The sequence below is a fragment of the Desulfuromusa kysingii genome, assembly GCF_900107645.1.
Taxonomy (GTDB): Bacteria; Desulfobacterota; Desulfuromonadia; order Desulfuromonadales; family Geopsychrobacteraceae; genus Desulfuromusa; species Desulfuromusa kysingii.
In genome coordinates this window covers 152,586-170,754 of sequence record NZ_FNQN01000005.1, presented here as the reverse complement: position 1 = coordinate 170,754, position 18,169 = coordinate 152,586, and the positions used below count along the sequence as shown (strand labels likewise).

Annotated in this window: 15 protein-coding genes and 1 tRNA gene; 11 read left to right on the top strand and 5 right to left on the bottom strand. The window is 47.8% G+C overall.

Going from position 1 to position 18,169, the window contains the following annotated elements:
- Window positions 1–162 precede the first annotated feature (162 nt).
- From pckA to BLU87_RS09655, 10 genes are all read left to right on the top strand, one after another.
- A complete protein-coding gene (gene pckA, locus BLU87_RS09700; RefSeq protein ID WP_092347451.1) occupies window positions 163–1,746 on the top strand; it encodes a phosphoenolpyruvate carboxykinase (ATP) in 1,584 nt (527 codons plus the stop codon).
- A 152-nt stretch (window positions 1,747–1,898) separates the two neighbouring features.
- The gene (gene thiL / locus BLU87_RS09695) at window positions 1,899–2,879 is read left to right on the top strand and encodes a thiamine-phosphate kinase (RefSeq protein WP_092347448.1); all 981 of its coding nucleotides are present in this window, start codon (window positions 1,899–1,901) and stop codon (window positions 2,877–2,879) included.
- A complete protein-coding gene (locus tag BLU87_RS09690; RefSeq protein ID WP_092347445.1) occupies window positions 2,863–3,780 on the top strand; it encodes a CheR family methyltransferase in 918 nt (305 codons plus the stop codon). Before thiL ends, BLU87_RS09690 begins: the two co-directional genes overlap by 17 nt.
- A gap of 52 nt (window positions 3,781–3,832) precedes the next feature.
- On the top strand, window positions 3,833–5,116 hold the full coding sequence (locus tag BLU87_RS09685; protein WP_092347442.1) for a methyl-accepting chemotaxis protein: 1,284 nt from the start codon (window positions 3,833–3,835) through the stop codon (window positions 5,114–5,116).
- Entirely contained in the window at window positions 5,113–5,544 is a 432-nt protein-coding gene (locus tag BLU87_RS09680; RefSeq protein ID WP_092347439.1) for a chemotaxis protein CheW, read from the top strand. Before BLU87_RS09685 ends, BLU87_RS09680 begins: the two co-directional genes overlap by 4 nt.
- Before the next feature lie 2 nt (window positions 5,545–5,546).
- Window positions 5,547–5,915: a response regulator gene (locus BLU87_RS09675; protein WP_092347436.1), complete on the top strand. Its 369-nt coding sequence runs from the start codon at window positions 5,547–5,549 to the stop codon at window positions 5,913–5,915.
- A gap of 49 nt (window positions 5,916–5,964) precedes the next feature.
- A complete protein-coding gene (locus BLU87_RS09670) occupies window positions 5,965–7,797 on the top strand; it encodes a chemotaxis protein CheA (RefSeq protein WP_092347433.1) in 1,833 nt (610 codons plus the stop codon).
- A gap of 313 nt (window positions 7,798–8,110) precedes the next feature.
- Complete coding sequence (locus BLU87_RS09665; protein ID WP_092347430.1) at window positions 8,111–9,088, top strand: ABC transporter substrate-binding protein; 978 nt, start codon at window positions 8,111–8,113, stop codon at window positions 9,086–9,088.
- Window positions 9,089–9,173: 85 nt separating this feature from the next.
- Complete coding sequence (locus BLU87_RS09660) at window positions 9,174–10,262, top strand: ABC transporter ATP-binding protein (RefSeq protein WP_092347428.1); 1,089 nt, start codon at window positions 9,174–9,176, stop codon at window positions 10,260–10,262.
- A gap of 37 nt (window positions 10,263–10,299) precedes the next feature.
- Window positions 10,300–11,982, top strand: a complete 1,683-nt coding sequence (locus BLU87_RS09655) for an ABC transporter permease (protein WP_092347424.1) — start codon at window positions 10,300–10,302, stop codon at window positions 11,980–11,982.
- 16 nt (window positions 11,983–11,998) lie between these two features.
- Here the strand turns inward: BLU87_RS09655 and BLU87_RS09650 are convergent, their stop codons facing one another.
- The gene (locus BLU87_RS09650; RefSeq protein ID WP_092347421.1) at window positions 11,999–12,763 is read right to left on the bottom strand and encodes a sulfite exporter TauE/SafE family protein; all 765 of its coding nucleotides are present in this window, start codon (window positions 12,761–12,763) and stop codon (window positions 11,999–12,001) included.
- A 59-nt stretch (window positions 12,764–12,822) separates the two neighbouring features.
- A tRNA-Pro gene (locus tag BLU87_RS09645) sits at window positions 12,823–12,899 on the bottom strand.
- 209 nt (window positions 12,900–13,108) lie between these two features.
- Here BLU87_RS09645 and rnr point away from each other — a divergent pair.
- Window positions 13,109–15,223 carry a ribonuclease R gene (gene rnr, locus BLU87_RS09640; RefSeq protein WP_092347418.1) on the top strand — a complete coding sequence of 705 codons (2,115 nt, stop codon included), beginning with the start codon at window positions 13,109–13,111 and terminating at the stop codon, window positions 15,221–15,223.
- A gap of 51 nt (window positions 15,224–15,274) precedes the next feature.
- On the opposite strand, the gene BLU87_RS09635 is transcribed toward rnr, so the two are convergent.
- From BLU87_RS09635 to BLU87_RS09625, 3 genes are read right to left on the bottom strand one after another with little or no spacing between them, the layout of a single operon-like run.
- Entirely contained in the window at window positions 15,275–15,895 is a 621-nt protein-coding gene (locus BLU87_RS09635; protein ID WP_217637477.1) for a DUF2238 domain-containing protein, read from the bottom strand.
- Between the two features lie 11 nt (window positions 15,896–15,906).
- Entirely contained in the window at window positions 15,907–17,241 is a 1,335-nt protein-coding gene (locus BLU87_RS09630) for an iron-containing alcohol dehydrogenase (protein ID WP_092347415.1), read from the bottom strand.
- Between the two features lie 3 nt (window positions 17,242–17,244).
- On the bottom strand, window positions 17,245–18,165 hold the full coding sequence (locus tag BLU87_RS09625; RefSeq protein WP_092347799.1) for an ABC transporter permease subunit: 921 nt from the start codon (window positions 18,163–18,165) through the stop codon (window positions 17,245–17,247).
- Window positions 18,166–18,169: the final 4 nt, after the last annotated feature.

Genomic DNA, 18,169 nt, shown 5'->3' with positions numbered 1-18,169 from the left:
GCCGGTCATCCACACCCATTGTTTATTGTTTACTATTAAGATACAATTTATCTCATAAAGGTAATTACGCTTAAAAACAGTGGTAACCTGTTTCGCCCCTTTTTTATCGTGTAAATTATCATTTAAAACACTTATTAAATGCAGAGAAAGAAGATAACCGAGATGAAAGAGATCACGGCAACAGAATTGGGACTGAAAAATGTCGGTCAAATTTACTACAATCTTGACTATGATCAATTGTTTGCACACGAAATCAAAAACCAGGAAGGAGCCCTCTCAGCAAACGGCACCATGATGGTCGATACCGGTAAATTTACCGGTCGCTCACCCAAGGATAAATATTTCGTTCAGCAAGATCCATCCCAAAGAAACATTGCCTGGGGCAATATCAACCAGCCCGTTTCTGAAGTTATTTTTGATGAACTTTACGCTGACGTTGTTGATTATCTGTCGGGCAAAGATATTTATGTTACAGATGGTTTTAGTGGTGCGAACCCGGAAACAACCCGCAAGATCAGGTTTATTACCGAAATCGCCTGGCAATCTCACTTTATCAAGAACATGTTTATCCGCCCGAGCGTTACCCAATTGGAAGGTTTCGCTCCTGATTTTACTGTTTACAATGCCGCCGGCATCTCGAACAAGAACTGGAAGAAGCATGGCTTGAACTCTGAAGTTTTTGTTATCTTTAACATTGAAAAAAACATCGCCATTATCGGTGGGACCTGGTATGGCGGAGAGATGAAAAAGGGCATCTTTACAATGATGAATTACTGGTTGCCACTGGAAAAAATTCTCTCCATGCATTGCAGCGCCAATGTTGGTAAAGATGGTGATGTCTACCTCTTTTTTGGTCTCTCTGGCACCGGAAAAACGACCCTGTCAACCGATGCAGCTCGCAAGTTGATTGGTGACGATGAGCATGGCTGGGATGATGCTGGCATCTTCAACTTTGAAGGTGGCTGTTATGCAAAAACGATCGACTTATCAGCTGAAAGCGAACCGGAGATTTTCAACGCCATCAAGCGCAACGCCTTGCTGGAGAATGTCGTATATGACAAAGACGGGGTTATCGATTACGCGGATAGTTCTAAAACTGAAAATACTCGGGTCTCTTATCCGATTGAGCACATTGCAAACCATGAACCAAAACTTATGGCAGGCCACCCCCAAAATATCATTTTTCTCACCTGTGACGCTTTTGGTGTCCTCCCCCCGGTGTCAAAACTGAGCAGAGCACAAGCCATGTATTACTTCCTCTCTGGCTATACAGCCAAGGTTGCTGGAACCGAGCGCGGTATTACCGAACCTCAGGCAACCTTTTCTGCCTGTTTCGGAGAGGCATTTCTCCCTCTTCACCCGACCGTTTACGCCCAGCTTTTAGGGAAAAAAATCGATGAACACAACGTTGGTGCTTATTTGGTGAATACTGGTTGGGTTGGTGGTAGCTATGGTGTCGGCAAGCGGATGAGCATCAAAGGCACTCGCGCCTGCGTCAATGCTATCCTTGATGGCAGCATCAAACACTGTGAATTTGAACAAACAGCCTTTTTTGGGTTGGATATCCCCAAAAAACTAACCGGGGTTGACACCAATCTTCTGAATCCACGCAATGCTTGGCAAGACAAAGACAGCTTTGATAGAACAGCTAGACAATTGGCGGAAATGTTTGTTGAAAACTTTCAAAAATATATCACCGACAATCATGATTTTGATTTTACTCACGCAGGTCCAAAGATTAAATAATCGCCTGCTACCATTGTACAGTCCGGGAGGGCAGCAAAAAGGGTCTTCAGTCATCGCTGGAGGCTCTTTTTCTATCAGCAAGGAGGCTTTCCTTGACATAAGGTGAAAGAAAAATAATAATTAGCAAAGAAAAATTAACAAAGGGTAAATTTATGCCGCTGACGAAGCAAAAACGACTGGAAGAATTTGAACTGATTCGCTGGATTCAACAACAAGCAGGGAACGGGGCGCACCTCGCTCTAGGGATTGGGGATGACTGTTCAATTCAACCGCAACAACCTGATCGGGATCTGCTGACCAGTATCGACTTGCTGATTGAAGATATCCATTTCAAACGCGAGTGGAGCAATATGTTTGATCTGGGCCGCAAGTCTGCTGCGGTTAACATCAGTGACATTGCGGCCATGGGCGGAACACCACAATCGGTATTCTTGGGGATTGGTCGGCCAAAAACCATTGACGATACCGAGATAAAAGAATTTCTCTCCGGGTTTTTGGCAGAGATCAAAACCTACGGTGCAGTTCTGACTGGTGGCGACAGCTGTGGCTCCCCAGGTCCGCTGATGATTTCAGTGACAGTGCAAGGAGAGGTGCCAACAGGGGATGCCATCTGTCGGCAAGGGGCCAGCTATGGTGATGCGATTTATGTTTCAGGTTCCCTTGGTGATAGCGCTCTTGCCCTGCATCAGCTGCAACACGGGCGACAACCTGACGCGTACTTAAAGCAACGTTTCCATACCCCAACCCCCCGGGTAGCTTTAGGTCAAGAGCTATCAAAGCGGCATTTAGCAACCGCGATGCTTGATGTTTCAGATGGACTCATCGCTGATCTGGGACATATCCTCGCCGCCTCCAACGTAGGGGCGGAGCTTAATTTGGACGCTATCCCTCTCTCTGCAGCATTTAAGCGCCTTTTAGATGACGATTCAGCGCTCATCGATTTTGCCTTGGCTGGGGGAGAAGATTATGAGCTGGTTTTTACTTCACCATTGAAGGATCTTGATCAGCACATAAATTTGCCCCTTGCCGTGACCCGCATCGGTAGCATCAGTCAACAACCGGGCTTGCATATTCGACAAACCAACGGCGAACCTTACCATTGTCGACGAGGGGGATTTGACCATTTTAGCTGATCAGGAGAATCGACCCAAGGGGATCGACACCACTGCAAACGAACTCCATACGGAACCACTTGGTCAGAATTCACCACCTTTTATAGGAAATCAACTTGATGATACGATCTATCAACAGATTGCGGATATTTTACAACAGCAACAGAACTTCAATTTAGGTGGGTACAAAGACCTGTGCATCAAACGACGGATAGCAGCCCGAATACGGACGATTGGTTATCATAATCCAGAGACTTACACGCAGTTGCTGCAACAGGACACTCTCGAACAACAACAGCTGCTTGCGGCACTAAGCATTCACGTTTCACAGTTTTTTCGTAACGAGAGTGTGTTCCGCGCACTGGACAAACAAATTCTCCCCGAACTTCTTGAGATATCTCGTCACAATGGGAGCAAACTGAGAATCTGGAGCGTCGGTTGTGCCAATGGTGAAGAGCCCTACTCTCTGGCTCTGCTGTGTCAAAAGTGGCGGAAAAAAGGGGATGAACTTTCAATTATAGGCACAGATCTGAGCCCGAAAGCATTGCTTCGCGCCAAGCGGGGTTCTTTTCCTGCCGATCGAATCAGCAGTGTTCCCAGTGAAATGCTTGCAGATTATTTTATCAATAGTGGCGATCAATACCAGCTGAGTGATTCCATTCGTGAGCAGGTTCAGTTTTTTCGTCATGACATAATTACAGATAAACCCTTTTACCGTGCCACACTGATTTTATGTCGCAACCTGTTGATTTACTTCTCACGAGAGCAGCAGCAGAAAGTACTGGGAATTCTTGCAGCGGCGTTATTGCCCAAAGGATACCTCGTCTTGGGAAGGGCTGAAACTTTGGCACCAGACTGCCGTAAACTTTTTGTTTGCATTGATCCGGCCGAACGGATTTACCAACGAGTATCGGAAAACTAAAACTTCACAATAAGACGGTTAGAATCGTCAGGTCACACTGAAGGAGAAAAAAATGCGCGTTGAGATCAGTTACAAGTTTGTTGTTGGGTTCATTGTTGTGGTTGCTTCTGTGGTTCTGCTCAATCTCCTTGTTCCACAAATGCAAGTCCCGGAATGGACCCACCAATGGATAACCATCGTTGGCGCTTTGCTTGTCGGCCTTATTTTTGGCTGGATTTTTTCCAAAGCATTTACCGCAAATTTTAAAGTTCTATCAGATTCCGCAGAGCGGTTAAGCGATGGCGACCTCAGCCGCCAGGTGCGTTTACGCAAAGGTTTTTTTTCTGACGAAACCGAAGATCTTGCTAACTCGTTAAATCTGGTGGTCGGCAGTTTGCGTAATTTAGTCGGACAAATCAGAACCAGCTCTGTCAATGTCAACGAGCTCTCTTTGTCTCAGGCAACAACGGCTGAACAAATGACAGCAACAGCTCATGAAGTGGCAGGATCAATTGAACAGATCAGTCGGGGAGCAGAGACCCAAGCTGAAATGGTTGAGCGTGCCTCCAAAGTTATCCGGGAGATGGCTGAACAGATTGATTTGGTTGCATCATCGGCAAACAGTCTGTCCTTATCATCAGAAGAAACAACCCTGTCAGCCTGTCAGGGTGAAGAGATGACAGCGACAGCGCTGGAAAAACTCAAACAGGTTCTCAGTCAAATTCAAGAAAATGGCGAGATGTTTGTCGCCTTCAGTGAGCAGGTCCAAAAAATAGGCACCATCATCGATGTTATTACTGGAATCGCCCAAAAAACTAACCTGCTGGCCTTAAACGCAACGATTGAAGCTGCCCGGGCCGGAGAATATGGTCATGGCTTTGCTGTGGTCGCTGAAGAGGTGAGTAAGCTCGCCGATAGCACCAGCGTCTCGGCTGGGGAAATCACGCGGATGATTGAAAAAACGCGCGAACAAAGCCTCAAAGTACAACAATCTATGGCTGAAAGTGTCAAATCTATCGACTCAGGGCGCGCAGCCGTTGATATTACCAATAGTGCCTTTAAAGAAATTATCGCCAAGGCCGAAGCAGCCCAGCTCAAATCGGTCAAAATTCGTGACCTGACAGAAAAACAGACGACGGGGGCTCACGCGATTGTGGCAGCGATCGAAGAGATTGCCCGGGTCACAGAAGATAATGCCGCCTCGACTGAAGAAGTCTCAGCTGCGACGGAGGAGCAAACCGCATCCATGGAAGAAATGACCTTTGCCTCACAACGTCTCTCTCACCTTGCAGATGAACTCTTGACCTCAGTCAGTCGCTTTAACCTCGGGATCAGTTTAGAGGATGACGCAAAATGAAACAGCTCCTCCCCTTCAAGGTGGGTTACGAGACCTATGCGTTACCTCTGATTGAAGTTCAGGAAGTGGTTGAAAACCAGATCGTTCACCCCTTCCCCGGAGCCCCAGCCATTATTGCAGGGGCCATCGCTTTTCATGGGCGAATTGTCCCAGTGGTCAATCTATCCCTATTGTTGGACTTCCCTGTCGGCAAGATAGGCCCGCGGCTCATTGTTCTGATTAACAAACGTGGGCCTGTGGCTCTGGGAGTCGACCAAGTCCGGACGGTCATCAATCTGGAAATCAATCAAACCAATCAGATGCAGAACAGAATTGAGCGAAATTATATTGATGACGTCATCAATTGGGACGGAGAGATGATCAGCTTGTTTGCCCTTGACCAGCTGCAAAATGAACTTCAATCTCTTTGTGAACAGAGGGGGAATTAACATTGTCAAAGCGAGTTCTGATTGTCGATGACGCACTGTTTATGCGGACCATGTTACGAGATATTTTTACCACCGCAGGGTGGCAGGTGATCGCCGAAGCAGAGACCGGGGAGCAGGCCATTACAGCTTACCACGAACAACAACCGGATCTGGTGACAATGGATCTGGTCATGCCTGAAATGGGTGGAATCGAGGCCCTGCAAGCTATTCTGCGCGATGCCCCTGATGCAGCTATCGTCGTCTGTAGCGCTCTGGGACAGAAAAGTTTAATTTTAGATGCCATAAATTCCGGGGCCAAAGACTTTATTGTCAAACCATTTCAAAGTGCCCAGGTTCTTGAGGTGGTTGAACGCGTCATAAGTGAGTCCTGAAATAAAATAATGATAACTGTGAATGAACTGACAGAATGGGTTTCCATTGATGGAAATAGACAAATTTAGAGATATGTTTCTGGCCGAGGCTGCCGAACATCTGGAGTCAATGGTCGATATTCTGATGCAACTTGATCTGGACCCACAGGATCAGGATGGTATTGATGCACTGTTTCGTGAAGCCCATTCCATCAAGGGGATGGCAGCCACCATGGAACATGCGGAAACCACAAAGCTGTCCCATCACCTCGAAAATCGCCTCGATATCTGCCGCAAACTGGGACGGATTAGCGGCGTCGAGATTGACTGGTTATTGGAGGCAACAGACCTCTTCAAGTTATTGCTGGATGACATCCGCAATAATCATGAGGAGCGATGTGTCGCCAGCTTCATCGCGACCAGTCCCAAAGAAACAGGCACCAGCACAACTCTGGACAGTCCCCAGCGAAAAGATCCTCTGTCATCAGAGGGAGAAGGGCTGCTTGTGCAGCTGCAACTCAAAGCGACAGTCGCAGCTCCGGGACCCCGGTTTCTGGTGCTGTTAAAAACTTTGTCTAAATTCGGAACAATTATCGAATCCACCCCATCCACAGATGAGCTTCTGCAGGGAAACGTCCCTGATCAATTATTCGTCCGCTTACTCAGCGATACCCCTCAAGAGCAAATCAAGCAACAACTGCTTAGATATAGCGAACTGCAAGAGATTACCTTCCCCGGTAAAATCAACAAACCGGTGAAATCATTGTCAAAAAGCCCTGCAGATAAAACGGTACGGATCAGCACTGAACTCCTTGACCACTTCATTAATCTCACCGGTGAACTGATTACCAACCGCTATCAGCTGCAAAATGCCCTCAAAGAAAAAAACTGGCAAGAGTTGGATGATGGCGTCGGCCAGTTAAAACGGCTGGTAAAAAATCTCCATCATCAGGTTTTGAAAGTACGGATGGTCTCTCTGGAAGGCTTGACAGGGCGCTTATCACGAACGGTCCATGACCTCTCCCGCAGTCTGGCTAAAGAGATTCAATTAAAGGTAGAAGGGGCCGAGATAGAGTTGGATCGTGCCATTGTTGAGGAATTGACAGATCCACTCGTCCATATGGTTCGCAATGCCGTCGATCACGGCATTGAGTCACGTGGAACCGTCTCAATTAAAGCTTGGCGGGAAAGGGACCAGATTCTGATTCAGGTTGCAGATGACGGTCGCGGGATCGATCCGGAAAAAATCCGGCAAAAAGCGTTAGATAAGGGCTTTCTGAACCCAAGTCAGGCGCAAACTATCCGTGATTACGACCTGTTTCAATTGCTCTGTCGTCCCGGTTTTTCCACAGCTCAGGAAGTCAGCCAGACATCCGGGCGGGGTGTCGGTATGGACGTGGTTAAAACGGCAGTCGAGCATATTGGGGGGATTTTACTAATCGATTCTGCTCCGGGAGAAGGGGCGCGGATCACCCTTAAGGTTCCGCTCTCTCTGGCAATTATCCGCGTGCTTATTGTCGAATGCAACGGGGCTAAAATGGCCATGCCCATCTCGCGGGTCATACAAACCGCTGAGATTGCACCTGAAGAGGTTCAAAGCAGTGGTAAGCAGCTGATGATAAATTACCACGACGAGCGTTTGCCACTGATATCACTGCGAAAAATCTTGAAGTATTCTAAGAACGTGGCCCTCGACCCGATCCCTCTGGTTATTACTGAAGTCCTTGGGCGAAAAATAGGGCTGGTGGTCGATCAGTTGGTAGGTCAGCAGGAGGTCTATGTGCAGCGCTTACCGGCCCCGTTTGATCAAATTCGTGGTTGCAGTGGCGGGACAATTCTGGGAGATGGGCAGATCATCTTTCTCCTTGATTTACAATCCCTGTTTGAGCGACGCAGGGGGTAAAACAGGTCACCACCAATGCTATCAGGGTGGCAACAGAGACGGACGATCTTACAGCCAGATGAAACTCTTACTTAAAAATAATTTCTGATCCCAAAAATTAAGTTTCCGCCATGGCAACAGCGTCAATATAACCGGCCCCCATCCACCTAAAATCGACACAATCCAACCTCCCCCCTTTAACCCAAGCTTTTATCTGCTAGACTGATATTTATAGGGAATACGATTTAACAAATGCATGTAATACACGACAAAGAATAAACTTTTTCCGAAATCATCTTCTTCACTACAGGATTTTTTGAAAGGAGTAATTTTTATGAAAAAAATGTTGGTTCTACTGTTGAGTCTTGTTCTTATCTGCGGATCTTTTGGTGCTGCCCTAGCTGCCGAAAAAATCAACTTTTACGCTAATATCACAGCAATTGAGCCAATTATTGATGACTTCAATAGCAGTCATACTCCTGGGGCAATTTATACACGGATCTCAACCTCCAAGTATCTGGCAACAGTCTTAACTGAATTTTCAGCGGGTAAGTTGCGTGCCGATGTCTTACAGAGCCCCCTCCCAATTATGCAAATCTTAAAAGAAAAAGGGGTTCTTGCACCTTATAAATCAGCGGCAGCAGCAGGATACCCGACATGGGCACAAGAAGATGACTCCATCATCCAGTTTGGCATTGAATATGTTGCCCCTATTTATAATAAGGATCTGGTCAAACCAGAAGATGTTCCCACCCGCTACGAAGATCTGACCGATCCGAAATGGTACAATAAAATGGTTATGCCTGACCCCGCTTCACACGCAACAACCATTTCCTGGCTGGTCGGCATGAAAGAAGCGAAAATTTTCGGCGATGATGCGGGCTGGATGAAGTTCCTGAAAGGCCTTGCTGCCAATAAGCCGATGTTTGTCAAATCTTTTGGCCCGACTCCGGCTCCGATAGAAAGCGGCGAGAAAGTGCTGGGGATTTCCATGCCTAAATATATCATATCAAAAGCACCTGCCCCTCTTGCCTGGGCCAAAGTTGATACGTTGTTGGGAACTCCACGTGGGATTGCTGTCGCTGCTAACGCCTCCGATCCAAAAGCAGCACAAGAATTTGTTGATTATTGGTTGAGCAAAAATGCCATGCAGTTGCTGGCCAGCCAAGTTGGTGAATATGTTCTTGCGCCTGGGGTTTTTCCACCTATTGATGGAATCAGCACCGTAAAAGTGCTGCCTATCAGATCTCTTTCTGATGATGAAATTCGTAGTTGGGGCAAAGAGTTCCGCAAGATCTTCTACGAAAAATAGTTTCTAATTTTTCAAAATCGGGGCAGCCACGGCATTGGGCTGCCCCAATTGTGACCACTGGCTACAGCCATGACTTCGAGGTCTTATGGAAATCCGAATTAAAGATCTGACACGGACTTACTATTCTGAAGGGAAACAGATCAAAGCTCTTGATCATGTCGACCTAACCATTCCAGCCAACAAAATTTTCACTCTCCTGGGCCCAAGCGGTTGCGGAAAAACAACCTTGCTTCGCTGTATTGTCGGGCTGGAAACACCGGATGATGGTGACATTTACATCGGTGATGACCTCGTCTTCTCAAAAGATAAAGGTCTTTTTATTCCCCCTGAAAACAGAGGCCTCGGAATGGTTTTTCAAACCTATGCGATCTGGCCCCACATGAATGTTTTTGACAATGTTGCTTATCCCCTACAAACCAACCGAACCCCTAAAGACAAAATTCGCCAACAGGTCGTAAAGGCCCTCAAGTTCGTTCAATTGGACGGTTTTGAAAATCGTCCGGCAACAAAACTGAGCGGCGGGCAACAGCAACGCGTTGCCTTAGCTCGGGCATTGGTCGCCGAACCAAAAGTGATCCTCTTTGATGAACCATTAAGTAATCTGGATGCTAAACTTCGCGAAGAGACACGTAAAGAGCTGCGCAGTTTTCTCACAGAATTGAAAATTACCGCGATTTATGTCACCCATGACCGGATTGAGGCTTTGGCGCTGTCTGATCTGATCGCTGTTATGCGTGCAGGAAAAATCATCGAAATCGGCGATCCCAAAAAAATCTATTTTAATTCAGATGACAAATTTGTCGCTGACTTCATCGGCCGGGCAAACTTGATCAAAGGCAAAATCGAAAAACAAGAAGGAGAGCACGCGATCATTGCCTCTGAAATCGGTTCTATTCTTGCGCTCAACAGCCAGGGAATCTCCGTAGGTCAGAGTGCCATGCTCTGTGTCCGCCCTGAATTTATCCGCCTCGCCCCGGAACAGGGCAAGCAAGGTCAAAACATTTTCAGTGGGCAGATGGAATCACTGATCTTTATTGGTGAAGCCTACGAAGGGGAAATCCGGATCGGAGATACCCTGCTGACCACCACCATTGAGCCCACGGCAAACATTGTTGAAGGGGACAAAATATCCATCTCTTTTGACCCCGATCATTGTTTCCTTCTTTCGGCATAGGCAACGCAGCCTGTGTTCGTTTTTGATAGGTGATTCTATGTTTAAAAAACCGACTCTGACCACCACCCTGATTGTCATCGTTGGTTTCCTGACCCTCTGCCCGGTCATCATGCTGTTACTGGGTAGCTTCTCAGCAGACTTTGTCTCGTTCGGCCAGTTTACGACCATTAAATATGTTGAGGCTTATACCGATCCAGATTTTGCCGCCATCCTCTGGAATACTGTCCTTTTCACTGGTGGATCTGCACTGGTCGCTACCCTGCTAGCGCTGTTTCTGGCCTATGTCAACACCCGAACAGACCTGCCATTTAAATTCATCTTCAAAGTCATCGCCATTGTGCCAATGATGATTCCGCACATCCTCTTTTCGGTCAGTTGGGTATTATTACTCAATCCCAGTAACGGCACCTTGAACCGACTGCTGATGGATCTGTTTGGCCTCAAAGAGGCCCTCTTTGATATCTATACCTTGCCAGGAATGATCCTTGTAGAAGGGTTGTTGGACCTGCCGATTGCCTACCTGATCATTGCCCCGGCAATGAGTGCATTTGATGTTTCACTGGAAGAATCTTCCAAGGTCTGCGGGGCGTCCAACCTGCGGACGTTGATGAAGGTGACTCTCCCGGTACTCCGACCAGCGATTCTCGCCTCTGCCATTCTGGTGATCGTCAGAAGCCTCGCTTCTTTTGCGGTGCCATCAGTCATCGGCATGCCCGGTCGCATCTATGTCCTGTCAACTCACATCTACCGCAATATTGCGACCGGTTTTGCCGCTGATTTCGGTAAGGCCGCAGCGATTGGCATGAGTGCATTAGCTGCATCAATCACGTTAATCTACGTTTATCGTTACCTGACATCCGAGAGTGGAAAGTTCGTCACTATTTCCAGTCGGGGCTTTAAACCGACGATGATTAAGCTGAAAAAGGGCAAATACCCCCTGTTTATCGTTGTCGGTTTTCTTTCCTTTATCCTGATCTTGTTGCCGGTCATGGTCCTTTTTTATACCTCCATGCTCCCGTATTCAATGGTGCCAAGTGCCAAAGCCTTTGCAATGATGTCGTGGGATAATTGGACTGAGGTCCTTAGCGATCCAATCTCATTGCTCTCGCTGAAAAACAGTCTATTCCTCGGCGTGGTTGGCGCCACCATTGGCACGACCTTATCCATCTTCGTCTCCTATGTGATCGTCAAGGTCCGCTCTACAGCGTCGGGAATTCTCGAATCGCTCAGCTTTCTTTCGTTTTCCTTCCCCGGTATTGTCATCGGCGTCGGGTTCATGTGGTTTTTCGTCCGCACCCCTATCTATGGGACGATCACAGCTTTGCTAATCGGTTATATTGCCACCTATCTACCTTATGGGATCAGACCAATTTCCAGTGCGTTCGTCCAGATTCACAGTCATTTAGAAGAATCCTCCCGGGTCTGTGGAGCGACCCCCTTCTACACCATGCGCCGAATTGTCATTCCTCTTTTGATTCCCGGTATCGTCTCCGGTTGGATTCTGATGGCGAGTATGTTCTTGCGCGAACTAACACTCTCTGTTGTCCTCTCCCGTCCAGGGACCGAAGTTCTTGCCGTTCAGATTCTCAACTTTGCAGAAGATGGCTTATGGGGGCCGTTATCGGCTCTTGGAATCATTATGATTTTTATTTCTTCGATATTGGTTATTATCGCCGCAGTACTTGGCAAAAAGCTGAGTAAGATGGAAGTCATGAATTAATAAGGAAAGAGTGGATCTATGCTAAAAACAGATCGTAACCACATTTGAGCATCAACAACATCAGCACAAAGCGGAAGACTGGCACCACGACCTTATCCGCTTTATTGATAACCAGTCCACTTCCCAGCCAGTTACCACAGATAGCACCAGCAATTGCGACCAAAGCTATCGGCCAGAAAATTCGTCCTTGATAAAGAAAATAGATAAAGGCAGAAATATTAGAAGCATAATTGACGATTCTGGCATTGGCGCTGGCCTCTTTCGTACTCATATGCAAAAAGAGCATAAAGGCTAACAATAAGAAAGTTCCGGTTCCAGGGCCAAAAAGGCCATCATAACCACCGATGAAAAAACCTGCCAAAGACGAGCGGATTGCAATCTGTTGGCGTGTTAGTTCTCCCTTTATCTTTAGTGATCCCATGTGCTGGGCTTGGAGATATAACAGCAGAGGAATGACGACTAACAACAAGGTAAAGATAACGCTGCGGGAGAGGTAAACCGAGAGAGAGGCCCCTATAGCAGATCCAACTAAGGCAGCAACAATCGCATAAATAACCGTTTGCCAGAGGATTGAACCGCTTTTAATATAACGGTACACAGCAAAGGTTGTTCCAGAGGAACTGACACACTTGTTGGTCCCCAGAATCAACTCAGTGGGAACCCCCAAGGCCAAGTAGGTCGGCACCGCAATCAACCCACCACCACCCGCAATAGAGTCAATAAAGCCAGCAAAACCAATCAACAAAAAGACCGAAAAATACTGCCAAAGTTCTATTTCCATAGGATTCGATTCTACATTAAAAAAGCACCTAGAGAGTATCCCCTAAGTGCTCTTAAAGTTGGTCGGGGCGAGAAGATTTGAACTTCCGACCCCCTGCTCCCGAAGCAGGTGCGCTACCAAGCTGCGCTACGCCCCGACGTTGTTTTTTTATGAAATCAGAGAGTCAGTTTTAGCACCGCTGATCTGTGAAATCAAGAATTTATCCAGCACTTTTGCCTCCTCAAACTGTCTCCCTTGTTTCGACATAACTTCTCTTCGGTATCTTTTCATTCTTTTTTGCCGATCCGCTGCCGAACTGCTACCTTTTTTGATCATTCTCTCTTCGTTTCATATAGAATATGATCTATGCAAACTTTAGAAGATAAAATTATTGGCCTTCTTTCTCGTCGAAAAAAAAGATCCTTGACACGCCGCGAGCTCGCTGAGCGATTAGACCTGCACGGCAGAGAACGAAAGCTGTTGAGCAAGGCGCTGGAACGATTAAACAGCAATGGCACCTTGCAAGAACGTCGCGGCGGCTATCGTTTACTCCCTCAACAGCAACGGACCCTTGAAGGGCTCTTTTCCCTGGCTGACAAAGGTTATGGCTTTTTACGTCTCGATGAGGAGCAAAAAGAAGATCTGTTTATACCTGCGCGTTACGTTGGCAGTGCCATGGAGGGTGATCGAGTTCAGGTCAGTTGCCATGTTTCACCGCGTGACCGACGTCACTATGCGAAGGTCCTTAAGGTTGTGCAACGGGCGCACAAACGCATGATCGGTTTTTACCAGCAACGTGGCAAAGGGGCTGAGGTCTGGCCGTTGAACAAGAAGTTGGGGGGGCAAATTCTCGTCAGTAGGAGCAACAATGTTAATCCTGGCGAGATTGTCGAAGTTGAGATCAGCCAATATGCCCATGGTGATATTCCAGCCAGAGGAGAGATTGTCGAGGTTATTGGAGCTGCAAATAACCCGCAGGTCGATATCGAAACTGTCATCCGCAGCCATGATCTGCCTCACCGCTTTTCCGACGCAGCTTTAGCCCAAGCCGAAATCGCAACCACGAGCATCACTCCGGAAGAGATTGTTGAGCGGGTTGATTTACGCCATCTGCCGCTGGTCACCATTGATGGTGAGACAGCTAAGGACTTCGATGACGCCGTTGCGCTACAAACTCAAGCAGATGGATCTTGGAAGCTTTGGGTTGCCATTGCTGATGTTTCTCACTATGTCACACCACAATCTCCTCTCGATATTGATGCCATTGAACGCGGCACCAGCGTCTACTTCCCAGGGTTTTGTCTGCCCATGCTTCCTGCCGCTCTGAGCAATGGTATTTGTTCTCTCAATCCAGATGAAGAGCGGCTGGTGATGACCGCTGAACTCCTGTTCTCAGCAGATGGCACCCGTCTTGAATCCAACTTTTACCCAGCGGTCATACGTAGTCACGCGCGTTTAACCTACACTCAAGTCTCAGTCTGTCTGCAGAACCCTGCTCAATCTGATTTGGATATCGATCTGATCCCACAATTGCAGCAGATGGTCGAGCTGGCAACAGCTCTTGGTCAAAAGCGACAATTAAGGGGCAGTCTTGATCTGGATTTGCCTGAGGTCGAAGTCGTATTGGATAGCGATGGTGCCCCCATCGATCTGGTCAAAACTGAGCGGACCATGGCCCATCGACTGATAGAAGAGTTCATGTTGGCTGCCAATGAAGCCGTCGCTGACTATTTAACTGAGAAAGGGTGGAACTTCCTTTACCGTATCCACGAAGAACCCGACCTGTTGAAATTACAAGAGTTGCAACAACTCGCTGCTCAATGTGGAGTGGGGCTGGTGTTGGGAAAAAAACTGCAAACATCCCTGCAACAGCTACTCATCGATATTGCCGATAAACCGGAAGCACGACTCATCAGTCAGCAACTGCTACGCAGCTTACAACAAGCCTGCTACTCTCCTGTCAACAGTGGCCACTTCGGCCTTGCAACCGATTGTTATTGCCATTTTACTTCGCCGATTCGCCGTTATCCTGATCTTGTTGTGCACCGAATTCTGAAACTGGCACTGTCCGAACAACCTCAATCCGCCTCCCTCACCATGAGTCAACTGACGAAACTTGGTCTTGATTGTTCGACCAAAGAGCGCCGGGCAATGCAGGCAGAACGGGATCTGGTCAATCTCCGCTGTTGTCAGGTGATCAGCAAACGCTTAGGCGAAGAGTTTAGCGGGACCATTTCATCGGTGACGGAGTTTGGATTTTTTGTTGAGTTAGATGGTATCTATGTCGAAGGGCTGGTGCATCTGCGTACTTTACAAGATGATTATTACCATTTTGATTCGACCACTATGACACTGGTTGGTGAGCATCGCCGTAACGAGTTCCGAGTGGGCATGCCCGTTAAAGTGAAAGTCGCAAAGGTTGAACTCTGGCGCAGACGAATCGATTTTTCTTTGCTGGAAAACGCCAACAGCCGAGGATAACTTTCTCAGGGAGTTATTCCCGGTTATCAGCCTCCGCTTTCAGTGCGAAAATTATCCTTTAATTTTCAGGGCAAGTTCTTTGAGTTGCCGGTTGTGCCAGCGGGACAATAACAGTTGTGCCGCCATTGCTCCGCTGAAGGCGAAAAACATGTCCCATTGGGTATCCCAGATATCGCCCTGAGTCCCCAGAAAAGCGGTTGCCGCATCTCCTGAGAGCAACGCCGTCCACCATTCCAACAGCTCGTAGAAGGCACTGAACGCTAAACACACACTGGTCACTAGAAAAAAGAGCCATTTCCCCGGAACAAGAGGTGAGCGACGGAGCAAAATCTCGCGAGCGAGGATCGCAGGGACAAACCCTTGGGCGATATGACCAATGCGGTCGTAGTTATTACGGCTAAAATCAAAGAGATCTTCCAACCAGAATCCGAGCGGTACCTTAGCGTAACTGTAGTGCCCTCCCAAAATTAAAATCAGAGCATGAAAACTGAGAAGACAACAGAGGAGAGGTGTTAATGGAAAGTGGCGCCAAGTCAGCAGAATCAAGACAATGCCGATCATAACTGGGGCGGTTTCGAGAAGCCAGGTGAGCTGGTCATAGGGCTTATAGAACGATATGCCCAAGGCTAGCAGAACGATGATCAGCAGCAACATGGGCAAAATATTCTTCATCAGGAAACCTGTCAGCGCAAGAGTTGGAGAGCATCCTCAGTGGCGGCTTCCAGGACTCCAGCGTTAGCGGCCAAGTCGAGAACGGTAATCCGTTCGCGGATTGCCCGGCCGTTGAGTGCCGCGAGGGTGAACTCCTCCTCTGTCAGACGGAAGGCGTCCAGATTAAATGGGGCACCGGTTCGAGCAAACAGCGCAGCAAAATACTCTGGTGATGGGACTTGTTGAAAAAGGGATTGTAACTCCTCCCACTTTTGCGGCAGGAGATGATCAAACTGTTTAAGTAATTCCCGTTTGTTTTGAAACTGCTTATCAACCTCCGCAGCGTAAGGACCCCAAATAACTGGGATCTGTGCCGCTGTTGCAGCAAAAATCCGATCTGCTTGCGGCTGCAATGCTGCCGAATCTAATTGTCTGAGTCGTTGATAGCAGGCCGTCGACAGGATAATCCCGGCACCAACCTGCAAACCATGCAGTTCCGGCTCTCTGCCAGTGATAGCTTCGCGCATATCCCAGAAGTGAGACACCAAGTGCTCCCCTCCAGAAGCAGGGGCACTTGATCCTGCCAAACTCATAGCCACCCCGGATAACAGCAAACCGTTAAACAATCCCATAACGGCTGACTCATCACCACGACCGATTTCCTCAGGATGCTCGGAGTAACTCTTTTCGACCCCTGCCATCATTGTCGCTGGCAGGCCACAATAGCCGCCACTGAACAAAAGCGATTCACACTGCCAGTCAATATCGGAGACGACTTTTGCCAGAACATCACAAAAACCTGCTTGACGCAGCTTTAATGGTGCCTGTTGGATAACCTCAGGAAGAACATATAGTCTTTGGGGCGGAGTCGCAGGGAGGGTTCTCTTTACCCCCTTGACCTTGATTGCGGCAATACCAGAGGTATAGCCATTCATTGATGGGGCTGTTGGTACGCTCCAGAAATCAATTTTAGCTTCGCTGGACGAATATTTTCCCAGATCATTGACCGTCCCCGAACCCACAGAAATAATCAGGACACTCGCATGAATCAAAGCACTGACAGTTGCAATCAATGTATCTGTTGCAACAGGGTGAGAATCGAATTGATAGGTTGTCAGGTTAACATTTTCAGCAATGAGACATTGCTGCAGTTCAGCACCAGCGACAGCATAAGTATCTGGATCGAAAAGGAGTAAAACCGGCTGATCCTGATAGATAGCTCGGCAATCTCGGGCCAGGACCTGACAGGCGTCCGCACCACGATAGAGGGTCACTTCTGGGGCCGGATGCTCCTGTTCACAGGTGCAACCGGAAAGATAGTCCTGCAGATCAACAATGCGCGGATGGTTGTGAGGATCTTTGCACATCGGTTACTTCTCCCGCTCAACCAGACCTTTGACAAACCAGCGTTGCATAAAGATCACAACCAGAACTGGTGGTAACATAACAATCAGCGCTCCGGCCATGGCAATATGCCAATCAGGCGGATCTTCAGGCGAAGGAAGCAGGCTTTTAAGACCAATAACAGCGGTCGTCATCTTTGGGTCTGTGGTAATCAAAAGTGGCCAGAGGTATTGGTTCCAGCCATAGACAAACTCAATAACCACGAGTGCTGCGATATTGGTCTTGGAGAGGGGAAGGAGAATTCTCCAAAAAAAGGTCATGGGTGAGGCGCCATCCATTTTAGCCGCTTCACAAAGTTCTTCCGGGATGGTGAGAAAAAACTGTCGGAACAGAAAAGTACAGGTCGCCGAAGCTGTCAGCGGCAGAATCAGACCAGCATAACTGTCCAACAAGCTGAAATCCAAATTCACTTCAATATCATGACCGGCGAACCAACTGACAATACTGTTCAATCCAAGAGCATCCCAAATCCCTTGTAGAGGACCAAACAAGTTTGCGGCCATTTCGTAGGTTGGCAGAATACGGACTTCAACCGGGAGCATGAGAGTGCAAAACACCGCAGCAAAGGCGACACTCCGGAGACGGTAATCGAAATAAACAATTGAGAAAGCACCAAATAAGGAGACAATAATCTTGCCGAGGGTAATTCCACTCGCCATAATAAAAGAGTTATATAGCTGTGTCCCTAAATCTCCTTGCGTCCAGGCTTGGTGCAGATTGTTGAATAATTGGTCCCCTGGTATCATTGACATGGGGACGCGCGAGACCTCCTCAAGGGACAGAGTCGCAGCGATAATTGCATACAGAATCGGAAACCCGACAGCGATAATCCCAAGGATTAATGCGCCATAGGTGAACAGATCAAGTTTGGGGGTCTTTTCTACCATCATA